Origin of the sequence: Amycolatopsis sp. NPDC051716 (assembly GCF_040681595.1) — a bacterium.
Lineage (GTDB): Bacteria > Actinomycetota > Actinomycetes > Mycobacteriales > Pseudonocardiaceae > Amycolatopsis.
Genome location: NZ_JBFAZA010000014.1, coordinates 15085 through 34572 on the forward strand (window position 1 = coordinate 15085; position 19488 = coordinate 34572).

15 protein-coding genes are annotated in these 19488 nt (G+C 70.6%); 6 read left to right on the forward strand and 9 right to left on the reverse strand.

Annotated features, from left to right (window positions below):
- Window positions 1-240: 240 nt before the first annotated feature.
- From AB0M30_RS20440 to AB0M30_RS20450, 3 genes are read right to left on the reverse strand one after another with little or no spacing between them, the layout of a single operon-like run.
- Window positions 241-891, reverse strand: a complete 651-nt coding sequence (locus AB0M30_RS20440) for a DUF899 domain-containing protein (RefSeq protein ID WP_364585694.1) — start codon at window positions 889-891, stop codon at window positions 241-243.
- Window positions 888-1331, reverse strand: a complete 444-nt coding sequence (locus AB0M30_RS20445) for an SRPBCC domain-containing protein (protein ID WP_364585696.1) — start codon at window positions 1329-1331, stop codon at window positions 888-890. The genes AB0M30_RS20440 and AB0M30_RS20445 overlap by 4 nt, the downstream gene beginning before the upstream one ends.
- On the reverse strand, window positions 1324-1659 hold the full coding sequence (locus AB0M30_RS20450) for a metalloregulator ArsR/SmtB family transcription factor (protein ID WP_103342913.1): 336 nt from the start codon (window positions 1657-1659) through the stop codon (window positions 1324-1326). The genes AB0M30_RS20445 and AB0M30_RS20450 overlap by 8 nt, the downstream gene beginning before the upstream one ends.
- A 138-nt stretch (window positions 1660-1797) precedes the next feature.
- On the opposite strand from AB0M30_RS20450, the gene icmF reads away from it, so the two are divergent.
- Both icmF and AB0M30_RS20460 read left to right on the forward strand, forming a co-directional pair.
- Window positions 1798-5061, forward strand: a complete 3264-nt coding sequence (gene icmF, locus AB0M30_RS20455; RefSeq protein ID WP_364585698.1) for a fused isobutyryl-CoA mutase/GTPase IcmF — start codon at window positions 1798-1800, stop codon at window positions 5059-5061.
- Between the two features lie 81 nt (window positions 5062-5142).
- Window positions 5143-6375, forward strand: a complete 1233-nt coding sequence (locus tag AB0M30_RS20460; RefSeq protein WP_364585700.1) for a hypothetical protein — start codon at window positions 5143-5145, stop codon at window positions 6373-6375.
- On the opposite strand, the gene AB0M30_RS20465 is transcribed toward AB0M30_RS20460, so the two are convergent.
- A complete protein-coding gene (locus tag AB0M30_RS20465) occupies window positions 6362-7156 on the reverse strand; it encodes a hypothetical protein (protein ID WP_364585702.1) in 795 nt (264 codons plus the stop codon). The two genes, AB0M30_RS20460 and AB0M30_RS20465, sit on opposite strands and share 14 nt — an antisense overlap.
- Window positions 7153-7842 carry a class I SAM-dependent methyltransferase gene (locus AB0M30_RS20470; protein ID WP_364585704.1) on the reverse strand — a complete coding sequence of 230 codons (690 nt, stop codon included), beginning with the start codon at window positions 7840-7842 and terminating at the stop codon, window positions 7153-7155. Before AB0M30_RS20470 ends, AB0M30_RS20465 begins: the two co-directional genes overlap by 4 nt.
- A 77-nt stretch (window positions 7843-7919) precedes the next feature.
- Here AB0M30_RS20470 and AB0M30_RS20475 point away from each other — a divergent pair, with 77 nt between their 5' ends.
- On the forward strand, window positions 7920-8750 hold the full coding sequence (locus AB0M30_RS20475) for an LLM class F420-dependent oxidoreductase (RefSeq protein ID WP_364585706.1): 831 nt from the start codon (window positions 7920-7922) through the stop codon (window positions 8748-8750).
- Window positions 8751-8758: 8 nt separating this feature from the next.
- On the opposite strand, the gene kstR is transcribed toward AB0M30_RS20475, so the two are convergent.
- Window positions 8759-9385, reverse strand: coding sequence for a cholesterol catabolism transcriptional regulator KstR (gene kstR, locus AB0M30_RS20480; RefSeq protein ID WP_308670047.1), 627 nt, complete (start codon window positions 9383-9385; stop codon window positions 8759-8761).
- Between the two features lie 142 nt (window positions 9386-9527).
- Here kstR and AB0M30_RS20485 point away from each other — a divergent pair, with 142 nt between their 5' ends.
- The 3 genes from AB0M30_RS20485 to AB0M30_RS20495 all read left to right on the forward strand — a co-directional run bounded on the left by AB0M30_RS20485 (window position 9528) and on the right by AB0M30_RS20495 (window position 16162).
- A complete protein-coding gene (locus AB0M30_RS20485) occupies window positions 9528-11582 on the forward strand; it encodes an acyl-CoA dehydrogenase family protein (protein WP_364585708.1) in 2055 nt (684 codons plus the stop codon).
- Between the two features lie 186 nt (window positions 11583-11768).
- On the forward strand, window positions 11769-15002 hold the full coding sequence (locus AB0M30_RS20490) for an SNF2-related protein (RefSeq protein WP_364585710.1): 3234 nt from the start codon (window positions 11769-11771) through the stop codon (window positions 15000-15002).
- Window positions 15002-16162 carry an SWIM zinc finger family protein gene (locus tag AB0M30_RS20495; protein ID WP_364585711.1) on the forward strand — a complete coding sequence of 387 codons (1161 nt, stop codon included), beginning with the start codon at window positions 15002-15004 and terminating at the stop codon, window positions 16160-16162. The genes AB0M30_RS20490 and AB0M30_RS20495 overlap by 1 nt, the downstream gene beginning before the upstream one ends.
- Window positions 16163-16179: 17 nt before the next feature.
- Here the strand turns inward: AB0M30_RS20495 and AB0M30_RS20500 are convergent, their stop codons facing one another.
- From AB0M30_RS20500 to AB0M30_RS20510, 3 genes are all read right to left on the reverse strand, one after another.
- The gene (locus tag AB0M30_RS20500; protein ID WP_364585713.1) at window positions 16180-17259 is read right to left on the reverse strand and encodes a radical SAM protein; all 1080 of its coding nucleotides are present in this window, start codon (window positions 17257-17259) and stop codon (window positions 16180-16182) included.
- Window positions 17259-17957 (reverse strand): hypothetical protein, encoded by a 699-nt coding sequence (locus AB0M30_RS20505; protein ID WP_364585715.1) that lies wholly within the window; start codon window positions 17955-17957, stop codon window positions 17259-17261. Before AB0M30_RS20505 ends, AB0M30_RS20500 begins: the two co-directional genes overlap by 1 nt.
- 273 nt (window positions 17958-18230) lie before the next feature.
- The gene (locus AB0M30_RS20510; RefSeq protein WP_364585717.1) at window positions 18231-19466 is read right to left on the reverse strand and encodes an alpha/beta hydrolase; all 1236 of its coding nucleotides are present in this window, start codon (window positions 19464-19466) and stop codon (window positions 18231-18233) included.
- Between the last annotated feature and the right edge of the window lie 22 nt (window positions 19467-19488).

Sequence of the window (19488 nt, forward strand, 5' to 3'; positions counted from 1 at the left end):
CACGCGCGGCGGAAGCGCGGCAGCACGACCTGGCCGTCGAAGGTGCGCGTCTCCACCAGCGCCAGGCCGAGCCGCGCGGTGCCCTCGGCGAACGGGCTCGCCGCCGCCGAGGACGACCGGGTCGCGCCCAGGTCACCGCCGACGACGCGGGTGTTCCAGTCCGCCTTCTCCAGCGTCCGCGAGAACGCAGCCGTCGTCGGAGCCGCGGACGCGGACCGGACACGGCGGGCGAACGAACGTTCAGTACTCGTCGTGCCGGCGCCACCACGAGCTGGGAGCGTCGTCGCCGCGGCTCTCCTCCTCCCACGCCTCCTGGCGCCCCAGCGGCGTGATGTCGAGGTACCGGTGCGACGCCATGAAGGTCTCGCCGCCCCGGCCGGAGGTGAAGTAGGTCCGGTACACGTCGTCGCCGTCGCGGAGGAAGACGCTGACGCCGAAGCCCGTCCCGACGCCGCAGTCCCCGGTGAAGGCGCTGCCGTGCGCGGACACCCACGGCACGTCCCAGCCCATGCGCGTCCGGTACCGGTCGATCTCGGCGAGGGTGGCGGGCGCGACGACGGTGAGCGTGACGTCCCGGGCGTGCAGGTGCGCCAGGTGCGGCAGGTTGTCGACGACCAGGGAACAGCCGGGGCAGCCCGCCTCGTCGCCCGGGTGCAGCATGAAGTGGTAGACGATCAGCTGGCGGCGGCCGTCGAACAGGTCGAGCAGGCTCTTCTTGCCGCCGGCCGAGTCGAACTCGTAGGCCTTCGGGAAGGGCACCATGGGCAGCCGGCGGCGTTCGGCGGCCAGGTGGTCGGCCGCCTTCATGAGCTCCTTCTCCTTGACGAGCAGCGCGTCTCGCGCGGCCTGCCACTCTTCGGGCGAGGCGATCGGAGGCAGGGTGGCGGTCATCGGGCGTCCTTCTTTCCTTGGATGAAGCCGGTCAGGTCCTCGAAGCTGGAGGTCCAGCCCTCGTCGTGGCCGTCGCGATCGGCGACGGTCGGGAACCCGGTCTGGACGAAGGTCATCTCGGTCTTGCCGCCGAGGTCGGCGAAGCCGATCGTCACGAGGGTCTCGGTGCGCAGGGCGCCTTCGGTGTCCCAGGCGAAGGTGAACACGAGCCGTTCGGGGGCGGTGATCTCGCGGTAGACGCCGTGCATCCAGTGCTCGTCGCCCTCGGGGGAGCGGATGCACGCCCGCCAGGCGCCGCCGGGCCGGGTGGCGAGGGTGACGGCGGAGCCGGTGTAGCCGTGCGGCCCCAGCCAGCTCGCCAGCCGGTCCGGCTCGGTCCACGCGGTGAAGACCAGTTCGCGGGGCGCGTCGAACACGCGGGTGATGGTGAGGTCAGGCATCGCCGGGCCCGCCGGTCAGGGTCCGCAGGTGCTCTTCGAGGCGGTCGAACCCGCCGTCCCAGAACCGGCGGTAGGTCGCGACCCAGTCGGCGACGCCTTCCAGGGGCTTGGCCTCCAGCCGGCAGGGCCGCCACTGGCGGGTGCGGCCGCGGGTGATCAGCCCGGCCTCCTCCAGCACCTTCAGGTGCCGTGACACCGCGGGCAGGGTCATCGGGAGCGGTTCGGCGAGCTCGTTCACCGTCGCTTCTCCCGCCGACAGGCGCGCGAGGATGGCGCGCCGCGTCGGGTCGGCGAGGGCCGAGAACGTCCGGCTCAACGTGTCGGTCATTTCACCATCCTGTTAATTAACGAACTCGTTAAATATAGCGCCGAGCAGGCCGGTGTCAAGGTTCTCCCGGGGTGCGCTGAGAGCCGCGTCACCGGACCTCGGGTTTCCAATAGTAGGAAGTCAAAGTATTTTGGAGGGATGAGCAGTGAGCTGTACCGCCCCGCGCACCCCGTCCGGTTCGTCACGGCGTCGAGCCTCTTCGACGGCCACGACGCGTCGATCAACATCATGCGGCGGATCCTGCAGTCGCAGGGCGCGGAGGTCGTCCACCTCGGGCACAACCGGTCGGTCGACGAGGTCGCCACCGCGGCCATCGCCGAGGACGTCCAGGGGGTTGCCATCTCGGCGTACCAGGGCGGGCACGTCGAGTACTTCTCCTACCTCGTCGAGCTGCTGCGCGAGCGCGGCGCCGGCCACATCAAGGTCTTCGGCGGCGGGGGCGGGGTGATCGTGCGCGAGGAGATCGAGCTGCTGCACTCGCGCGGCGTCGCCCGCATCTTCTCGCCCGAGGACGGCTACGAGATGGGCCTGCCGGGCATGATCAACTTCATGATCAAGGCTTGCGACGTCGACCTCGCGGCCGAAGCCCCTTCGCTGGACAAGGTGCTCTCCGGCGACGTCGCCTCGCTCTCGCGCGTGATCACGCAGCTGCAGGCCGGGCAGCTGCCCGACGACCTGCTGGGCGGCATCACCGAGGCCGCGGGCAAGCGCGAGGTACCGGTGCTCGGCATCACCGGCACCGGTGGCTCGGGCAAGTCGTCGCTCACCGACGAGCTGATCCGCCGGTTCCGCCTCGACCAGGAGGACAAGCTGCGGATCGCGGTGCTCGCCGTCGACCCGTCGCGGCGCAAGGGCGGCGGCGCGCTGCTCGGCGACCGCATCCGGATGAATTGCCTCGACAACGGGCCCGCCGGCCCTAGAGGCACTGGCACAGCGCCGGTCTACTTCCGGTCGCTGGCCACGCGCACGACGTCGGGGGAGATCCCGGCCGGGCTGAGCGAGTCGATCCTGGCCTGCAAGGCCGCCGGCTTCGACCTGGTGATCGTCGAAACGCCGGGCATCGGCCAAGGCGACGCCGGGATCGTCGACTTCGTGGACGAGTCGCTGTACGTGATGACGCCGGAGTTCGGCGCCGCGTCGCAGCTGGAGAAGATCGACATGCTCGACTTCGCCGACGTCGTCGCGATCAACAAGTTCGAGCGCCGCGGCGCCGAGGACGCCCGCCGCGACGTCGCGCGCCAGCTGGTGCGCAACCGCGAGGCCTTCTCGTCGGGGCCGGAGGACATGCCGGTGTACGGCACGAGCGCGGCGAAGTTCAACGACGACGGCGTCACCGCGCTGTACCAGCACCTGCGGGGGATGCTCGCCGAGCGGGGCCTCGGCGTGTCCACGGGGACGCTGCCGCAGGTCGAAGGCAAGGTCTCGACGGACGCGTCGACGATCATCCCGGGCAACCGGTCCCGGTACCTGGCCGAGATTTCCGAGACCCTGCGCGGCTACCACGCGAAGACGCAAGCGCAGGTCGCCGCGATCCGCAAGCGCGAGGCGCTGGCGCTGGCGCGCGCCGAACTGTCCAAGGTGGACGCCTCGACCGATGCGCTGGACGGCCTGCTCGCCGCCGCCGAGTCCGATGTGGACGGCGAGTCGACAAAGCTCCTAGAACGGTTCCATTCACTCGCCGAGGACTACCGGCAGGACGAGCTCGTCGTGAAGATCCGCGACAAGGAGCTGCGCACGCAGCTGTGGCGCGACACGCTGTCGGGCAACCGGATCCCGCGCGTCGCCCTGCCCCGCTACACCGAGTCCGGTGAGCTGCTGTCGTTCCTGCGCCGCGAGAACCTGCCGGGTTACTTCCCGTACACCGCGGGTGTCTTCCCGTTCAAGCGCGACGGCGAGGACCCGGCGCGGATGTTCGCCGGCGAGGGCGACGCGTTCCGCACCAACCGCCGGTTCAAGCTGCTTTCGGCGGACTCGGAGGCCAAGCGGCTCTCCACGGCCTTCGACTCGGTGACGCTCTACGGCCACGACCCCGACACCCGCCCCGACATCTACGGCAAGGTCGGCACGTCGGGCGTGTCCATCGCGACGCTCGAGGACATGAAGGTCCTCTACGACGGCTTCGACCTGACCGCGCCGAACACGTCGGTGTCGATGACCATCAACGGTCCGGCCCCGACCATCCTGGCCTTCTTCCTCAACACGGCGATCGACCAGAAGCTGACGGAGTTCCGCGACGAGCACGGCCGCGAGCCGTCCGACACCGAAGCCGCCGAGCTGCACGAGTGGGTGCTGCGCAACGTCCGCGGCACGGTGCAGGCCGACATCCTCAAGGAGGACCAGGGCCAGAACACCTGCATCTTCTCGACCGAGTTCAGCCTCCGGATGATGGCCGACATCCAGGAGTGGTTCATCGAGCACGGTGTGCGCAACTTCTACTCGGTGTCGATCTCCGGCTACCACATCGCCGAGGCCGGGGCGAACCCGATCTCGCAGCTGGCGTTCACGCTGTCCAACGGCTTCACCTACGTCGAGTCGTACCTGGCCCGCGGCATGGACATCGACGACTTCGCGCCGAACCTGTCGTTCTTCTTCTCCAACGGCATGGACGCCGAGTACTCGGTGCTCGGCCGGGTGGCCCGGCGGATCTGGGCGGTGGCGATGCGCGAGCGCTACGGCGCGAACGAGCGGTCGCAGAAGCTGAAGTACCACGTGCAGACGTCCGGGCGGTCGCTGCACGCGCAGGAGATGAGCTTCAACGACATCCGCACCACGCTGCAGGCGCTGTGTGCGCTGTACGACAACGCGAACTCCTTGCACACCAACGCGTTCGACGAGGCCATCACGACGCCGTCGGAGTCGTCGGTGCGCCGCGCGATGGCCATCCAGATGATCATCAACAAGGAGTGGGGCCTGTCGAAGAACGAGAACCCGCTGCAGGGTTCCTTCGTCATCGACGAGCTGACCGACCTGGTCGAGGAGGCGGTGCTGGCCGAGTTCGACCGGATCAGCGAGCGCGGCGGCGTCCTCGGCGCGATGGAGACGGGCTACCAGCGCGGCAAGATCCAGGACGAGTCGATCCTCTACGAGCGCAAGAAGCACGACGGCTCGCTGCCGATCATCGGCGTCAACACGTTCCGCAACCCGCACGCCGGTGAGGAGAACGTCGAGGTCGAGCTGGCCCGCGCGACGGAGGACGAGAAGAAGTCCCAGCTGGACCGGCTCGCGGACTTCCAGCACCGCCACCACGAGGAAGCCCAGCAGGCGTTGAAGGCCCTCCGCGAGGCGGCCACCCGCGGCGGCAACCTGTTCGGCGTGCTGATGGACGCCGCGCGGGTGTGCTCGCTCGGTCAGATCACGGAAGCCTTCTTCGAGGTCGGCGGGCAGTACCGCCGCAACGTCTAGCGGCCACGGCCTTGGGAAATTCGGTAACGCCCCCCGCCTCCGCCTCGACTGTCTTCCTGACCAGTCGATGCGGAGGTGCCGGTGACCGTGCTGCGGATCGGTCTCTGGCGAGCGTGGATCGTCTTCACCCGCCGGCCGTGGGCGTTCAGCATCAGCGCCGGGCTCCTGCTCGCCCAGCTGCTGGTGTCCGGGAAAGCCGCGTACTGGCTCGTCCTGGCCCTCGCGATCACCGCCACGGGCAAGGAACTCGTGGACATCGCCATGAAGGTCTTCGACCACTTCAAAGAGGTCAAGGCCGCGAAACCGGTGTTCCGGGCTGAACCCATGCTGCTGCCTTACAAAAGCCCCTACGACCGCTGGGCGAAGTTCGCCGCGGACGGCGGTGAAGCCGTCCACGATCCGGAGCTGGACGCCGAACTCGCGGCGGACGCGCGGATCGCCTTCGACGCGAAGCCCGAGATGTGGCGGCCGACGGGCAAGCACGAAGAAGTGCGCGCGCTCAAGGTGTCGACGCTCGCCTTCGACGAGGACAAGGTCCGGCTGGGTTCGGACCTCTTCGCCGGCACCGAGCGGGTGCAGGTGCAGCGGACCAGCTATTCGGCGTTCCTGGTGACGAACCGGCTCGCCACCTGTGAGTTCCGGGAGAAGGACTCGGTGCACGAGCTCATCGAGTTCCCGGACGGGCCGGCGGCGGGCCACACCGAGCTGCCCAGACTCGAGTGGAGCAACTGCTCGAACCACATCGGCGTCGACGTGCTCGCCGTCGCCGGCGGCAAGCTCCTCCTGCAGCGGCAGACGAGCCGGAACGAGCTGTCGAAGGACCTGCTCGCCGGGTCCGGCAGCGGCTCGGCCGATTGGCTCGATCTCGACGCTCGCCGGCGCCGGCGCACGCTCCGGCGCCGCTCCCGGCCGCGAAGCTCCGATCTGCTCGCGTTCGTCAAGCACGCCATGTGGCGCGAGATGGTCGAGGAGATGGGGCTTTCCGCCGCCGAGCAGCACCAGCCGGACGACATCAAGGTCGTCGGGTACAGCCGGGTCACTTCGCTCGGCGGCAAGCCGCAGTTCTACGGGATCGCGTCGCTCGGCCGGGTGACCACCCGGATCACCCGCAAGGACAAGCTCTTCACCTTCGACCACCGGACCGTCGACTTCGACCCCTACGACGGCGTTCCGGGACTGCTCGTGGCGCTCGACGAGATCGAGCGCCGGTACCGCGGCCAGCTGTCCTTCCCGCTGGCCGTGAACATCCAGCTGATCCGGCAGTGGCTCGACCGGGATCCGGCGGGCGCGGCGGCGTGGCTCAAACTGGGCTGAGCCGCAGGTAGGCCCGGTCGTCGAACGAATCCGCGCCCGGGCGCAGTCCCTTCGTCTCCGGCGGGTCCTCGATCATCAGCGGGTCGCGCGCCAGCCGTTCGGCGAGCAGGCGCTCGGCTTCCGCGAGCGTCGGCGCCGCTTCCGGATACCCGTCCGTGGCGAGGGTGATCTCCCGGACCTCGGCCGGCACCGGGATCACTTCGACGAAGTCGTCCGGGACGTCCTGTCCGTCGACAGCGCCGTAGCCACAGCGCGCGACGGGCCGGTTGCGCAGCCCGCCGAGCGCGCGCAGCAGCTCCTGCACCGCGGCGCGTCCCGGGTCCTCGGCGAGGAGCGTCGCTTCCGGGACGCCGTCGGCGAGGTGGCGGCGCAGCACCAGCGCGCGGGCCTCGGCCACCACCCGCTCGCCGGTCGGACGCGGCGGTACCGGCGCCCCGTCCAGCAGGACCCGGCCTTCGCCGACCCGCCAGATCTCGCGCCGGGGCCGGTGCAGGACGCAGAACGTCACCGCAGAGCCCTCGCCGGGGCCCGCTCCGGCCGCGGCCAGCAGCGACCGGACGAGGGCGGTCGCGCTGTCCGTCGCCACGCGGGCGCCGGTGCCGGCCGCGGTGGCGGCCAGGTGCCCGGCGACCGCTTCGGCGAGCGCGGCACCGTCCGGTCCGCTGTCCCAGGGCTTGCCGGTCGCGCCGTCGGCGACCCCCAGCACGTGCTCACCGAGGATCAGCCGGTCGGCGCAGGGCGCGGCGGAGGTCCGCGGAACCACCGCCGACTCCACGATCACGGGGTCGAACGTACCGCCTTCAGCTGCCAGACCGGGACGAGGACCCGGCCGTCCGCGTCGGTGTCCAGCCCGGTCAGGCTGCCCGGCTCCTCGCCGAGCACCACCTGGACGCTCCGCCGCAGCTCTTCCGCCGTCATCGACGTCGTGTAGACGGCCGGCTCGAGGCGCTCGATCGTCCAGTCCTTGCCGACCGTCTCGCGCAGGTTCGCCTCGCTGATCAGGTAGGGCGCCGGGAAGCCGTCCGGGACGTCCTCCGAGAAGCAGAACAGGTGCAGCGTCGCGCCCGGGCGGGTCGCGCGGGTCAGCGCCGCCAGGTACGCGCGGCGGTCGTCCTCGGTCAGGCAGTGGTAGAGCGCGCTGTCGAGGACCGTGTCGAAGCGGCCTTCGTAGCCTTCGAGCTTCGTCGCGTCGGCCACCGCGAAGGTGACGCCCGGCGCGCGGGTGCGCGCCTGCTCGACCGCCGACGGTGCCCCGTCCAGGCCGGTGACGTGCACGCCGCGGGAAGCGAGGAACGCCGAGTTGTCGCCGAGGCCGCACCCGATGTCGAGCACCTCGCCGGTGAACTCCCCGGCGTCGGCCAGCGCGACGACCGCGGGCTGCGGCGCGCCGAGGTCCCACGGCATCTTGCGGCCGATCGGGGTGGTGCCCTGGTACAGCTCTTCGAAGTCGATGTCCTGTACGTCCATGACTGCCCCCTTATTCAACGTGTGATGAGATCACTCCATCCTGCACCTCCGGTCAACCCGGTGGTAGTCCTTGAGCCATGAAATTCGGAATTTCGACGTTCGTGACCGACGAGGGCATCCGGCCGGACGTGCTGGGTGCGGCGCTGGAAGAGCGCGGCTTCGACTCGCTGTTCCTCGCCGAGCACTCGCACATCCCGGTGAGCCGGGAAAGCCCGTACCCGGGCGGCGGCGACCTGCCGCGCGTCTACTACCGCACGCTCGACCCGTTCGTGGCGCTCGCCGCCGCGGCCACCGCGACGTCGGAGCTGCTGCTCGGCACCGGGATCGCCCTGCTGATCCAGCGCGACCTGATCCACACGGCCAAGGAGGTCGCGTCGCTGGACGTGATCTCCGACGGCCGCGCGCTGTTCGGCGTCGGCGTCGGCTGGAACCGGGAAGAGATGCGCAACCACGGCACCGACCCGAAGACGCGCGGCGCGCTGATCGACGAGCAGCTGGCCGCGCTCAAGGAGATCTGGACCAAGGACGAGGCCGAGTTCCACGGCGAGCACATCGACCTCGACCCGATCTTCAGCTGGCCGAAGCCGGTGCGGAAGCCGCACGTCCCGATCTACATCGGCGGCGAGAGCGAAGCCGCTCTGAACCGCCTGGCCAAGTACGGCGACGGCTGGCTGCTCCGGGGCCACACGAAGTACCAGGAGGCGCAGCGCGTGCGTCAATGGCTGGCGGACCAGGGCCGCGAAGACGTGCAGTTCGCGGTGTTCGGCGGGCCGACGACGCCGAAGGTGATCGACGGCTTCCGCGAGGCCGGCGTCGAGCGGTACACGTTCCTGCTGGACACGCTGCCGGAAGCGGAGACGCTCAAGGCCCTCGACGAGCTGGCCGAGGTGGCCGCCGCGCACCGCTGAGGCGGCGGCTACTTGTCGAGCAGCAGGTGCACCGACAGTTCGAGGCGGTTGGCGACGTCGGCCGCCGAGGCGCGGCGGGTCACCCACGCGACCAGGTTCGCCATCCAGACGTCGGCGACCACGTGGAAGATGTCCCGATCGGCCTCGGCCGGCTCGGCGATGCCCATCGCCTTGGCGAACATGTTCTCCATCAGGCGCCCGACCTGCTCGACCTCGGCGGCGGCGGAGGTGTCGGCGAACATGAACGCGCGGACCATGGCCTCGGTCAGGTGCGGGTCGCGCTGCATCAGGCGCGTGTTGCGGCCGAGCACGAACATCAGCCGCTCGGCGGGCGTGTCGCCCGGGATGGCCTGGCGCTCGAGCTTCTCCTGCGCGCGCTCGAACTCGCGGGCCAGCCCGGAGACGAGCAGGTGGATCTTCGAGGGGAAGTACCGGTACAGCGTGCCGAGGGCGACGTCGGCCTTCTCGGCGACGGCGCGCATCTGGACGGCGTCGTAGCCGCCCTTCGACGCGAGGGCGAGGGTGGCGTCGATGATCCGGCGGCGGCGGTCGCGCTGGGCGGCCGAGCCGAGCTCGTCGGCGCCGATCGCGCTCAGGCCGTTGCCGCGGGCCTTGGTTTTGCCTGGCATCGGCATTCCCCCGTCCTTCGGAACTTGTTCCAGTTCACGACGTAGATTACCTGTCCTGGCGAACCTCGCGACAGCTGACCCACTGGCCGAAAAACTGTAACACGTTCTACACTCGCGAGTAGTGTCGCCGAAACCGCGAGGAGGCCCCATGCCGGTCGCGCTCACCGAGGAACAGGCCGCGCTGGCCCAGGCGATCCACGCCTGGTCCGCGGCGCACCACCCCCGCGAGGCGGTGCGCGCCGCGGAAACCGGTTCCGGCGCGGGAATCCCGGCCGGTTTCGCCGCGCTCGGCCTGTTCGGTGTCGCGCTGCCCGCGGCGGCCGGCGGGGCCGGCGGCAGTGTCGCCGACCTCGCCGCCGGGCTCGCCGCGGCGGCGGAAGAACTCGTTCCCGGACCGGTGCTGAGCACCGCGCTCGCCGGGCTGCTGCTCGCCGACGTCCCCCAGGCGAAGGAACTGCTCCTCGCGCTGGCCGAGGGGGAGGCCACGGTCGCGGTCCTGCTGGACGCGCCGTCGCTCGACGACGGCGTCACCGGGCCGGTGCCCGGCGCGGACGCCGGGACCTGGCTGCTCGTGCCGGCCGGCGGTGGCCACGTCCTGCTCGCTCCCGGCACGCCCGGGGTGAGCGTCGAGCCCCTGGCCGCGTTCGACTTCTCGCGCCCGCTGGCGCGGATCCGGTTCTCGGGGGTCCGTGGCGATGTCCTCACCCTGCCGCCGGTCGCTGCGCCGGCGGCGACCCTGGCGGCCGCCGAGGCGGCGGGCGTGGCGCGGCGGTGCCTGACCGTCGCCGTCGAGTACGCCAAGGTCAGGGAGCAGTTCGGCAAGCCCATCGGGGCGTTCCAGGCGATCAAGCACCTGTGCGCCGAGATGCTGTGCCGCGCCGAAGCCGCCGAAGCGCTGGCCTGGGACGCGGCTTCCGGTCAGCACCCGCTTTCGGTGGCGAGCGCGGCCGTCGTCGCCCTCGACGCGGCCGTCGCCAACGCCGAGGACTGCGTCCAGGTGCTCGGCGGGATCGGGTTCACCTGGGAGCACGACGCCCACCTGTACCTGCGCCGGGCGGTGGCCCTGCGGCAGTGGCTCGGCGGTTCGTGGCGGCGGCGGGCGGCGTCGCTGGCGCTTTCCGGGACCGAGCGGACGCTGGGCGTCGACGTCGGTGACGATCCCGCGCTGCGGGACGAGGTCGCGCGGATCGCCGCGCTGCCCTCGGCTTCGCAACGCGTCGCGCTGGCCGACGCGGGCTTGCTGACACCGCACTGGCCGGCGCCCTACGGCCGGGGTGCCGATGCCGCGGAGCAGCTGCGGATCGACTTCGTGCTGGCGGCCGCCGGTGTCCGCCGTCCGGACCTGGTGATCGGCGCGTGGGCGGTGCCGACGATCCTCGAGCACGGCAGCGACGAGCAGCGGGAGCGGTTCGCCCGGCCCACCCTGCGCGGCGAGCTCACCTGGTGCCAGCTGTTCAGCGAACCCGGCGCCGGGTCCGACCTGGCGGCGCTGCGGACGGCGGCCCGGCGCGTCGAGGGCGGCTGGCGGCTGTCCGGGCAGAAGGTGTGGACGTCGCTGGCCCGCGAAGCCGACTGGGGCATCTGCCTCGCCCGCACCGACCCGGACGCGCCCAAGCACAAGGGCATCACGTACTTCCTGGTCGACATGCGCGCCGACGGCATCACGACGCGGCCGCTGCGCGAGATCACCGGCGAGGCGGTGTTCAACGAGGTGTTCCTCGACGACGTGTTCGTGCCGGACGCCGACGTCGTCGGCCCGCCGGGCGGCGGCTGGCGGCTGGCGCGCACGACGCTGGCCAACGAGCGGGTCGCCATCGGCAGCGGGTCGGCGGTCGGCGAGAGCGTGCAGACCCTGGTGTCCACAGTGGACGAATCGGCTCTGGACGACGTCGCTCTGGACCGGCTCGGTTCCCTGGTGGCCGACGGGGTCGCCGGGTCGGTGCTGGACCTGCGGGCGGCCCTGCGCCGGCTGGAAGGCCAGGACCCGGGTGCGGAGTCGAGCGTCCGGAAGCTGCTCGGTGTGCAGCACCGGCAGGAGGTGGCGGAGTTCGCGCTGGAGCTGGCCGGCTCGGGCGCGCTGCTCGCCGACGGCTCGCCGCAGCACGAATTCCTGCTGACCCGCTGCCTTTCGATCGCGGGCGGCACGACGCAGGTCCTGCGTTCCCTCACGGCCGAACGCCTGCTGGGCCTGCCCCGCGGCTGATGCCCCGCCCATCACGCGTGTCGCCCCTCCAATCACGCGTGATGCCCCCAGGATCACGCGTGATGCCTCTTGAAGCACGCGTGATGCCCCGCGGCGCACGGGTGGGTTGCGTTGTGCAACGGTGCGAACGGCCCGTTCGTGCCGCCGAGGGCAAAACTGTCGGTGCCGTGTTCTAGCGTTGCGGTCGTGGAGTTCAGCGCAGACACCCAGGCCACCTACCTCCCCGCGGATCCCCCGCGGGACGGGGTGCTGGCCCTGTGGGGCGACGACGTGGCCGGCGGGACCACGATCGAGCTCGTGCTGCCCCGGGGAGCCAAGTTCGCGCGGACGAAGGTCGACGCCGAGCTGATCCCCCTGGAGCGGGCGCTGCCCCGGCTGCTGTCGGTGGGAGAGGAGGCCAGCCCGGCGGTCGCGGCGTGGTCGGCGGCGGTCAACGCCGGGGTGAACCTCGTCGCCCGGGGGCGGCTGCGCCCGGCCGCTTCGCCGGGCGGGGCGGCGGCCTGGCGGATCGGCCCGCTGGACGCCGCCGACGAAGAACTGTTGCGGGGGCTGGCCGGCGCACTGCCACCGGAGGCGTATGCCCTGCCACTGACCGGGCTGAAACGCATCCGCCTGCACTCGCCGGATTCCCTGGTCCGCGCGCTCTGGGACGCGACGGCCGACCTGCTGGTGCGCAGCCCGGCAGCTCCCGTGGGCGCGGGCGATCCGGCGTTCGCGGCCCGTGAACCGGCCCTGCTCGGCCCGGACGGCGCGGCCTGGCTGGCGGAGCTGGAGGCCCGCGAGCCCCGCGGGATCCAGGTGCTCCTGCGGGTCGAGGGCCTCGACGACGACTCGTTCGCCGGGGTGCTGGCGGTGCGCAGTATGGCCGAGCCGAGCCTGGTGGTGGAGGCGGCAACGCTGTGGGACGCCCCGGACGCGGTCCTGAACCGCCTCGGCGACCAGGTCGAGACGCAGCTGCTGCTGGGCCTGCGCCGCGGCGCGCGGGCCTGGGCGCCGCTGGGCCGGGTGCTCACCCAGGCGACGCCCGCTTCGCTGGAGCTGTCCGATGAAGAGGTCGTCGAGCTGCTCACCGACGGCGCCCGCGACCTCGGCGGCGCCGGCATCGAGGTGCTCTGGTCGAAGGGGCTGTTCGCGGCGGAGGTGAAGGCGAAGGCGAGCGCGACGCAGGCGCCGGCGAGCGTCACGGAGGCGGAGTTCGCCCTGCGTTCGCTGCTGGAGTTCCGCTGGCAGCTGAGCCTGGGCGGCGAGCAGCTCACCGAGGCCGAGGTCGCGGCGCTCGCGGAAGCCAAGCGGCCGCTGGTCCGCCTGCGCGGTCAATGGGTCCGGGTCGACCCGCAGCTCCTGGCCCGGGTGCGGGGCCGCACCCGCAGGCTGGACGCGGGCGAGGCCCTGGCCGCGGCGTTGACGGGCGAGCTGGAACTCGACGGCGAACGCGTCGAGTTCGCGGCACCGCCGGCGCTGGGCGGGCTGGCTTCGCGCATCCGCGACCGGGCGGACGCCCTGGTGGCGCCACCGCCCGGGTTGCACGCGACGCTGCGCCCGTACCAGCAGGCGGGGCTGTCCTGGCTGGCGACGATGACGGGGCTGGGGCTGGGCGCCTGCCTGGCCGACGACATGGGGCTGGGGAAGACGATCCAGCTGATCGCCCTCCACCTGCACCGGCGCGAGCTGGCGAGGTCCGGTGCCCTGCCGCCGGGCTCGGCACAGCCCGAGGAGCGCACGCGACCGGCGGCCGAGCCGCAAACCGGTGAGGCGCACGTCGGCGGCGAGGCCAAGGAGCCGCCTCGATCGGCGGTGCCCGCAGGTGGGTTGGCGCTTGGCGGGGGCGAGCTTGCGGCGGCGAATGGTGCGCTGCCGTCGGGCGCGGAGTCTTCGTCGGCGGACGGTGCGGTGGCTCTTGGCAGCGGTGGGCTTGCTGCGGCGGGCGGTGCGGTGACGCCTGGCGGGGGTCGGCATGCGCCGGTGGATGGTGGATTGGCGCCTGGCGGCGGTGGGCTTCGGCCGGTGGACGCTGCGCTGCCGCCGAGCGCGAAAACTTCGTCGGCGGGCGGTGCGGTGGAGGCCGGCGGCGATCGGTATCCGCCGGCCGATGGCGGCGAGCCGCTGGCGGCCGGTGGCGAGGTGCCGTCCGCCGGTGCCGAGCTCGCCGAACCCGCGCCCCGGCGCGGTGGTGGCCCCACCCTCGTCCTCTGTCCCACCTCGCTCCTCGGCAACTGGGAGCGCGAGTTCGCCCGCTTCGCCCCCGAAATCCCCGTCCGCCGGTTCCACGGCGGCGGCCGCCACCTCGACGACCTCGCGCCCGACGAGGTCGTCCTGGCCACGTACGGCGTCCTCCGCCGCGATCGCGAAACCCTGTCCGAAGTGGACTGGGGGCTGATCGCGGCCGACGAGGCCCAGCACGTCAAGAACCCACTCTCCGCCACGGCCAAGGAGCTGCGCAAGGTGCCCGCGCAAGCCAAGGTCGCCCTCACCGGCACCCCGGTCGAAAACCGGCTCACCGAGCTGTGGTCCATTGTGGACTGGACGACACCCGGCCTGCTCGGTCCGCTCGACCGCTTCCGCCGCACCGTCGCGCGGCCGATCGAACGCGACCGCGACAAGGCGGTCACCGAGCGGCTGGCCACCACCGTCCGGCCGTTCCTGCTGCGGCGGCGCAAGTCCGACCCGGACATCGCCCCGGAACTGCCGCCCAAGACCGAGACCGACCGGTTCGTCCCGCTGACCGCCGAGCAGACCACGCTCTACGAGGCGGTCGTGCGGGAAAACCTCGCCGAAATCCGGGAAACGCAGGGCATCAAGCGGCGCGGGCAGGTGCTGCAGCTGCTCACCGAGCTCAAGCAGATCTGCAACCACCCGGCGCAGTTCCTCAAGGAACCGCACGGCGCGCTCACCGGCCGCTCCGGCAAGCTCGCGGCGTTCGAAGAACTCCTGGACGTGATCCTCGACGAGGGCGAAAGCGTCCTGGTGTTCAGCCAGTACGTTCAGCTCTGCCGCCTGCTCGAGCGGCGGCTCAAGGACCGCGGGCTGCCCACCGAACTGCTCTCCGGCGCCAGTTCGCCGGCGAAGCGCCAAGACATGGTCGACCGGTTCCAGGCCGGCGAGATCCCGGTTTTCCTGCTCTCGCTCAAGGCGGGCGGCGTCGGGCTCAACCTGACCCGGGCCACCCACGTGATCCACTACGACCGCTGGTGGAACCCGGCGGTGGAGGACCAGGCCACCGACCGCGCGTACCGGATCGGGCAGGACAGGCCGGTCCAGGTGCACCGGCTGATCGCCGAAGGCACCCTCGAGGAGCGGATCGCGCAGGTCCTCGAAAAGAAGCGGGGCCTCGCCGAGTCGATCGTCGGGGCGGGGGAGGACTGGATCACCGAACTGTCCGACGACGAGCTCGCCGACCTGGTCCGGCTCGGGGGCGGGTGATGCCACCGAGGCGGAACTTCGGCACGACGTGGTGGGGCCGGGCCTGGGTCGAGGCGCTGGAGCAGCGCGCGAAGCTCGACCCGAACCGGCTGCCCCGCGGGCGGACGTACGCGCGGAAGGGCACGGTCAGCGAGTTGCACGCCGGGGCCGGCGCGGTGAGCGCCCGGGTGCGCGGCAGCCGGCCGGAGCCGTACAAGGTGACGATCACGATGCGCACCTTCACCGACGGCGAGTGGGACACACTGCTCGGCGTGGTCGGCACCCAGCTCGGCCACGCGGCGGCGCTGCTCGACGGCGAGCTGCCGGGCGCGCTCACCGAGCAGGCGCGCGAAGCGGGCGTCGACCTGCTGCCCGGCCCGGGCGACCTGCGGCCGCGGTGCTCGTGCCCGGACTCGGCGAACCCGTGCAAGCACGTCGCCGCGGTGTACTACCTGGTCGCCGACGAGGTGGACCGCGACCCGTTCACGCTCTTCCTGCTGCGCGGGCGCCCGCGGGCCGACGTGCTGGCCGAGCTCCGCGCCCGCCGCTCGCCGGCGCGCGGCGAGAAACCGAAGCTCCCGAAGCGCGTCGATGAAGGACTGACCCCGCGCGCCGCCTACGCGCGACGACCGGGCGCGATCCCGGCGCTGCCCCCACCACCGCGGGTCCCCGGACCACCGGCGGTCCTGGACCTCGACCCACCGCCGGGCACGGGCTGGACGGCGGCGGCGCTGGCCGCCCTCGCGGCGGACGCGGCCGCCCTCGCCCGCGACCTCCTGACCGGCGGCCCGACGGCGGCGGAGCTGACGTTCGACGAAGACCTCGCCCGCCGCGCGGCGGGACGGTCCGGCGCGGAGATCGCCGCCCTGGCCACGACGGCGGGGGTGTCTCCCCGAGACCTGGTCCGTTGGGCGGAGGCTTGGCGCGAAGCAGGCCGCGGCGGCTTGGCGGCCTTGCGCGAGACCTGGCAACCCGGTCCAGGCCCCCTCACGGAAGCCGAGTCGCTCCTGGCCGACGCGGGCCTGCAGGGCAAGCCGAAGATCTGGCGCAACCGAGTGACCCACGGAGAGCTGCAACTGCGCTACGGCCGCGACGCACGCTGGTACCGCTTCGTCCGCGAAGGAGCGGAGTGGCGCCTCGACGGCCCACCCTCGGCAAGCCCGGTGGACCTCGCCTATTGACCGGCAAACCTGCGGGCTCAGGAAGCCTGGTCAGGAGTCTGCTTGATACTTCCATCTGCCGGCGGTTCATGCAGGCGGTAGTCGTAGAGAAGATACTCGCCGAATAGGATATCGGGAATTTTCTCAGTGTAATGCTCTCGAATGACTTCTCGCACGGCCGGGTCCTTGTACAGGCGCAAGCATGCCTGGCAGCGATGGGCGTATCTTCCCTCCCATTCGATGTTGGAATCCTTGGTGGCAGCCCATGCCAAAACCCGCTCGGGCCCTTCCAGCTTGATCCATCGTTTCAAGAGATCTTGTTCGGCGCTATCGATTGCCTTGGCCAGAGGAGTCTCATCGAGCTGTCCTATATTGAGCTCGGGCACGAGTCGCATGCCCAACCCGCAACATGCGCCGATGTTCCCGTCTGCCTGCACGGTCACAGTCTGTAGTACGGAGTCGCAGCCGCGCACTCGGGAAATATTTGAACTATCGACTGCCAGGCCGTCGGGGTAGTGCTCCTGCTTTCTCGGGTTGAGAGGCATCCAGGGACTCTCGTTGAATCGGATGATCCGACCTGGATACCTCTTTCTTGTTTCGGCTTGATACGCATCATGCTCAAGTTTTTCTCGTGTCACGGTTCGGGAAGCTGTGGTCTCGATCATCACCGCGGGTGTAAGGCCGGCATTCAGTGACCATCGAACGGCGCGCAGGACGTTTGACACTGGCACGAATCGCGCGTGCTGATCGCCGGTGCTGAAGTTGATCTCTCCGAGGCCTGCTGTTGTGAGTTTGCCGATGTATTCTTCGGCATCGCGTTCGGACGATGCCCAGTGGGCATTCGTGACCAGGCGTGTGGCCATTCGCAGTTCGACCGCGCGGGAGAGCCCGCCGAAGAGCAGTTCGGGTTCGAGGGTGGCTTCGCCGCCGGTGAAGACAACCAGCTCGATTCCTTCGTGATGCGCCTCGGTGATTGCGGAAAGTACTTGCTGCAAGGAGAGGCGATCCCTGGCGCGAGGGCTCGAGAGTGTGCCGCATGACTTGCAGGCGGCCGTGCACCGGTATGTCGGCATCAGCGACAAGGTCCTCGGGCGCCGCATCGGCAGGTCGATAGCCATCAGCGTGTGTATCCGACGTTGCGCTGAGAGAACTGCATTAGGACGCCTGACTCTCGAATCTCCCCGGCGCGCTGGGTCAGCGATTCGCCGAGCTGATTCGCCACGGCCATCACGTCGATTCTGCTGACCACCTCGCCTGCGGGCTCGACGGCACCGATGAAGACAGCGGCCACGGCGACGGCAAAAACTGCAACAGCTGCAACGGCGTAAACAAATGTCTCGATCTCTACTGCCACGTCGGCGCTGATGGGCAAGCGGGCATTGCCGACGCGTGGGAGTTCCGGGCGCCACGTAATGGCCGCAATGAGTTCGGGGTCGGCAAATTGGGCCACCGCAGAAGCAAGATCTTGATGCAGTGCGGTGCGATCTAATATCGCGAGGTATGCGCGGAGCGCATTCTCTGGATCTTCGATACTGGTGGCCTGAACGGCGCGCGTGACGAGATCTTCCTCGTAGGATCTTGACCACTCAACGAATCGTTCGTTGCTGAGCAGTGCGTACAGCAGTCGGTTGGCTCGGTTGATCTCCGCTTTGGGAATGTTCTCTTGGTCGGGAAACACCGTTTTCTGGATGACTGTGGCCGGATCGTTGAGGTAGAGTTGACGCAGGCTCTCGTCGGAATCCACCCGCTCGATCAGGGCTCGCATCCGTCCCTGGATCTCAGGTGCATGCAAGATCAAAAGCGAGTTGGTTCCCATGGTTGAACCCTCTGCGGTCGATGATGGTTGATCTAGGAATTCTGCCTGTGATGTGCGATGCTTCCCATCGTTTCTTCGGTGGCGAGTGGTCGCATCCAACCTTGCCCGACTTCGCTGGACCGTGAACAGGGGCTGTCCGGGGTGTCTGCATCCCGCATCGTCGAGTAAATGACCCAGCAGTATGGTGGTGAGTTATATTTCGACACTGATGTTTATGCGCATCAGAATCTTGAGTCCACCCGTTGAGCGTGGCTTTGAACCGAGCGCAGGTGCTTACCGGTGCTCGGCCTTCCAGCCGTTGTACGTGTGGTCCAGGAACCGCGCGACGCCGCGGACCACGTGTGCCGAACGTACCGACGTGAACACGTCGAACGCGTGCTGTGCCCCCGCCAGCTCCGCATACGCCACCGGCTGCCGCGACTTCTCGCGCAGCCGCGAAACGAACTCGCGTGCCTCCCGCACCGGGACCAGCGAATCGTCCCGGCCGTGGATCACGAAGAACGGCGGTGCGTCCGAGGTGATCCGGTCCAGCGGGGATGCCGCGATGTAGTCGTCCAAGTGCGCCACCGGGTCGCGGTCCGGCGCGAACACGCGGCGGGCGATCAGGCTCTCCAGCCGGTACTTGCTCGCCGGTGCGCCGGACGTCGCCGCGAAGTCGTACACCCCGTAGTGGGGGACGCATGCCTGGATGCTCGTGTCCGCGTCTTCGAAACCCGGCTGCAGCGCCGGGTCGTTCTGCGACAACGCCAGCAGCGCCGACAGGTGGCCGCCCGCCGAGCCGCCCGTCACCGCCACGAAGCTCGGGTCGCCGCCGTACGAAGTGATCGATGAGCGGATCCACGCCAGCGCCTGCTTCGCCGCGACGATGTGCGCCGGCCAGCGGTGTGCCGGTGACAGCGGGTAGTTGATCGCGACGCACACCCAGCCCCGGCGCGCCAGGTAGCGCATCAGCGGCCGGCCCTGCTCCTCCTTGTTGCCGATCACCCACGCGCCGCCGTGGACCTGCAGCAGCACCGGCGCGCCCGAAACCGGGGTGGCAGGGCGGTACACGTCCAGCAGGAACCGTTTGCCGCCCGGGGCGTACGCGATGTTGCGGTCGATGCGGACGTCGGGGGCGCCCATCCGGAACGGCATGGCCAGCTCACCCCACGGCAGGCCCAGGTCCGAGCGGCCCAGCTCCGACGCGTAGTCCTCGCCCAGCGCCGACGTCAGCGCGTTCTCGATCTCCTCGCGGGCGCCGTGCCCGGTGCGGATCAGCGCGGCCAGCCCGGCGGCGGACGCGGCCGCCATCGCCAGGCCCGCCTTCGTCGACCGGTCGCCGGTGCCGTGGCGGGCCACGTGGAGCAGGGAATCCGCCGCCGTCAGCGCCAGGAACTGGGGCGCCAGCTCGCCGGTCAGCCACCCGGCGAAGAACGCCGGGATCGTCGTGGACCGGGCCCGCAGCGGGCGGAGGGCGTTGGCGGTGAGACCGAGCTGGACCGCGCGACGGATCAGGAAATTCGGCTGCACCACCGCGATGGTAACGGCGAGT

Excerpts from the sequence above, each read along its gene's own strand:
- AB0M30_RS20440 (WP_364585694.1), bottom strand. The coding sequence starts at position 891 with ATGACCGCCACCCTGCCTCCGATCGCCTCGCCCGAAGAGTGGCAGGCC.
- AB0M30_RS20445 (WP_364585696.1), bottom strand. The coding sequence starts at position 1,331 with ATGCCTGACCTCACCATCACCCGCGTGTTCGACGCGCCCCGCGAACTG.
- AB0M30_RS20450 (WP_103342913.1), bottom strand. The coding sequence starts at position 1,659 with ATGACCGACACGTTGAGCCGGACGTTCTCGGCCCTCGCCGACCCGACG.
- icmF (WP_364585698.1), top strand. The coding sequence starts at position 1,798 with ATGAGCAGTGAGCTGTACCGCCCCGCGCACCCCGTCCGGTTCGTCACG.
- AB0M30_RS20470 (WP_364585704.1), bottom strand. The coding sequence starts at position 7,842 with ATGGACGTACAGGACATCGACTTCGAAGAGCTGTACCAGGGCACCACC.
- AB0M30_RS20475 (WP_364585706.1), top strand. The coding sequence starts at position 7,920 with ATGAAATTCGGAATTTCGACGTTCGTGACCGACGAGGGCATCCGGCCG.
- kstR (WP_308670047.1), bottom strand. The coding sequence starts at position 9,385 with ATGCCGATGCCAGGCAAAACCAAGGCCCGCGGCAACGGCCTGAGCGCG.
- AB0M30_RS20485 (WP_364585708.1), top strand. The coding sequence starts at position 9,528 with ATGCCGGTCGCGCTCACCGAGGAACAGGCCGCGCTGGCCCAGGCGATC.
- AB0M30_RS20495 (WP_364585711.1), top strand. The coding sequence starts at position 15,002 with ATGCCACCGAGGCGGAACTTCGGCACGACGTGGTGGGGCCGGGCCTGG.
- AB0M30_RS20500 (WP_364585713.1), bottom strand. The coding sequence starts at position 17,259 with ATGGCTATCGACCTGCCGATGCGGCGCCCGAGGACCTTGTCGCTGATG.
- AB0M30_RS20505 (WP_364585715.1), bottom strand. The coding sequence starts at position 17,957 with ATGGGAACCAACTCGCTTTTGATCTTGCATGCACCTGAGATCCAGGGA.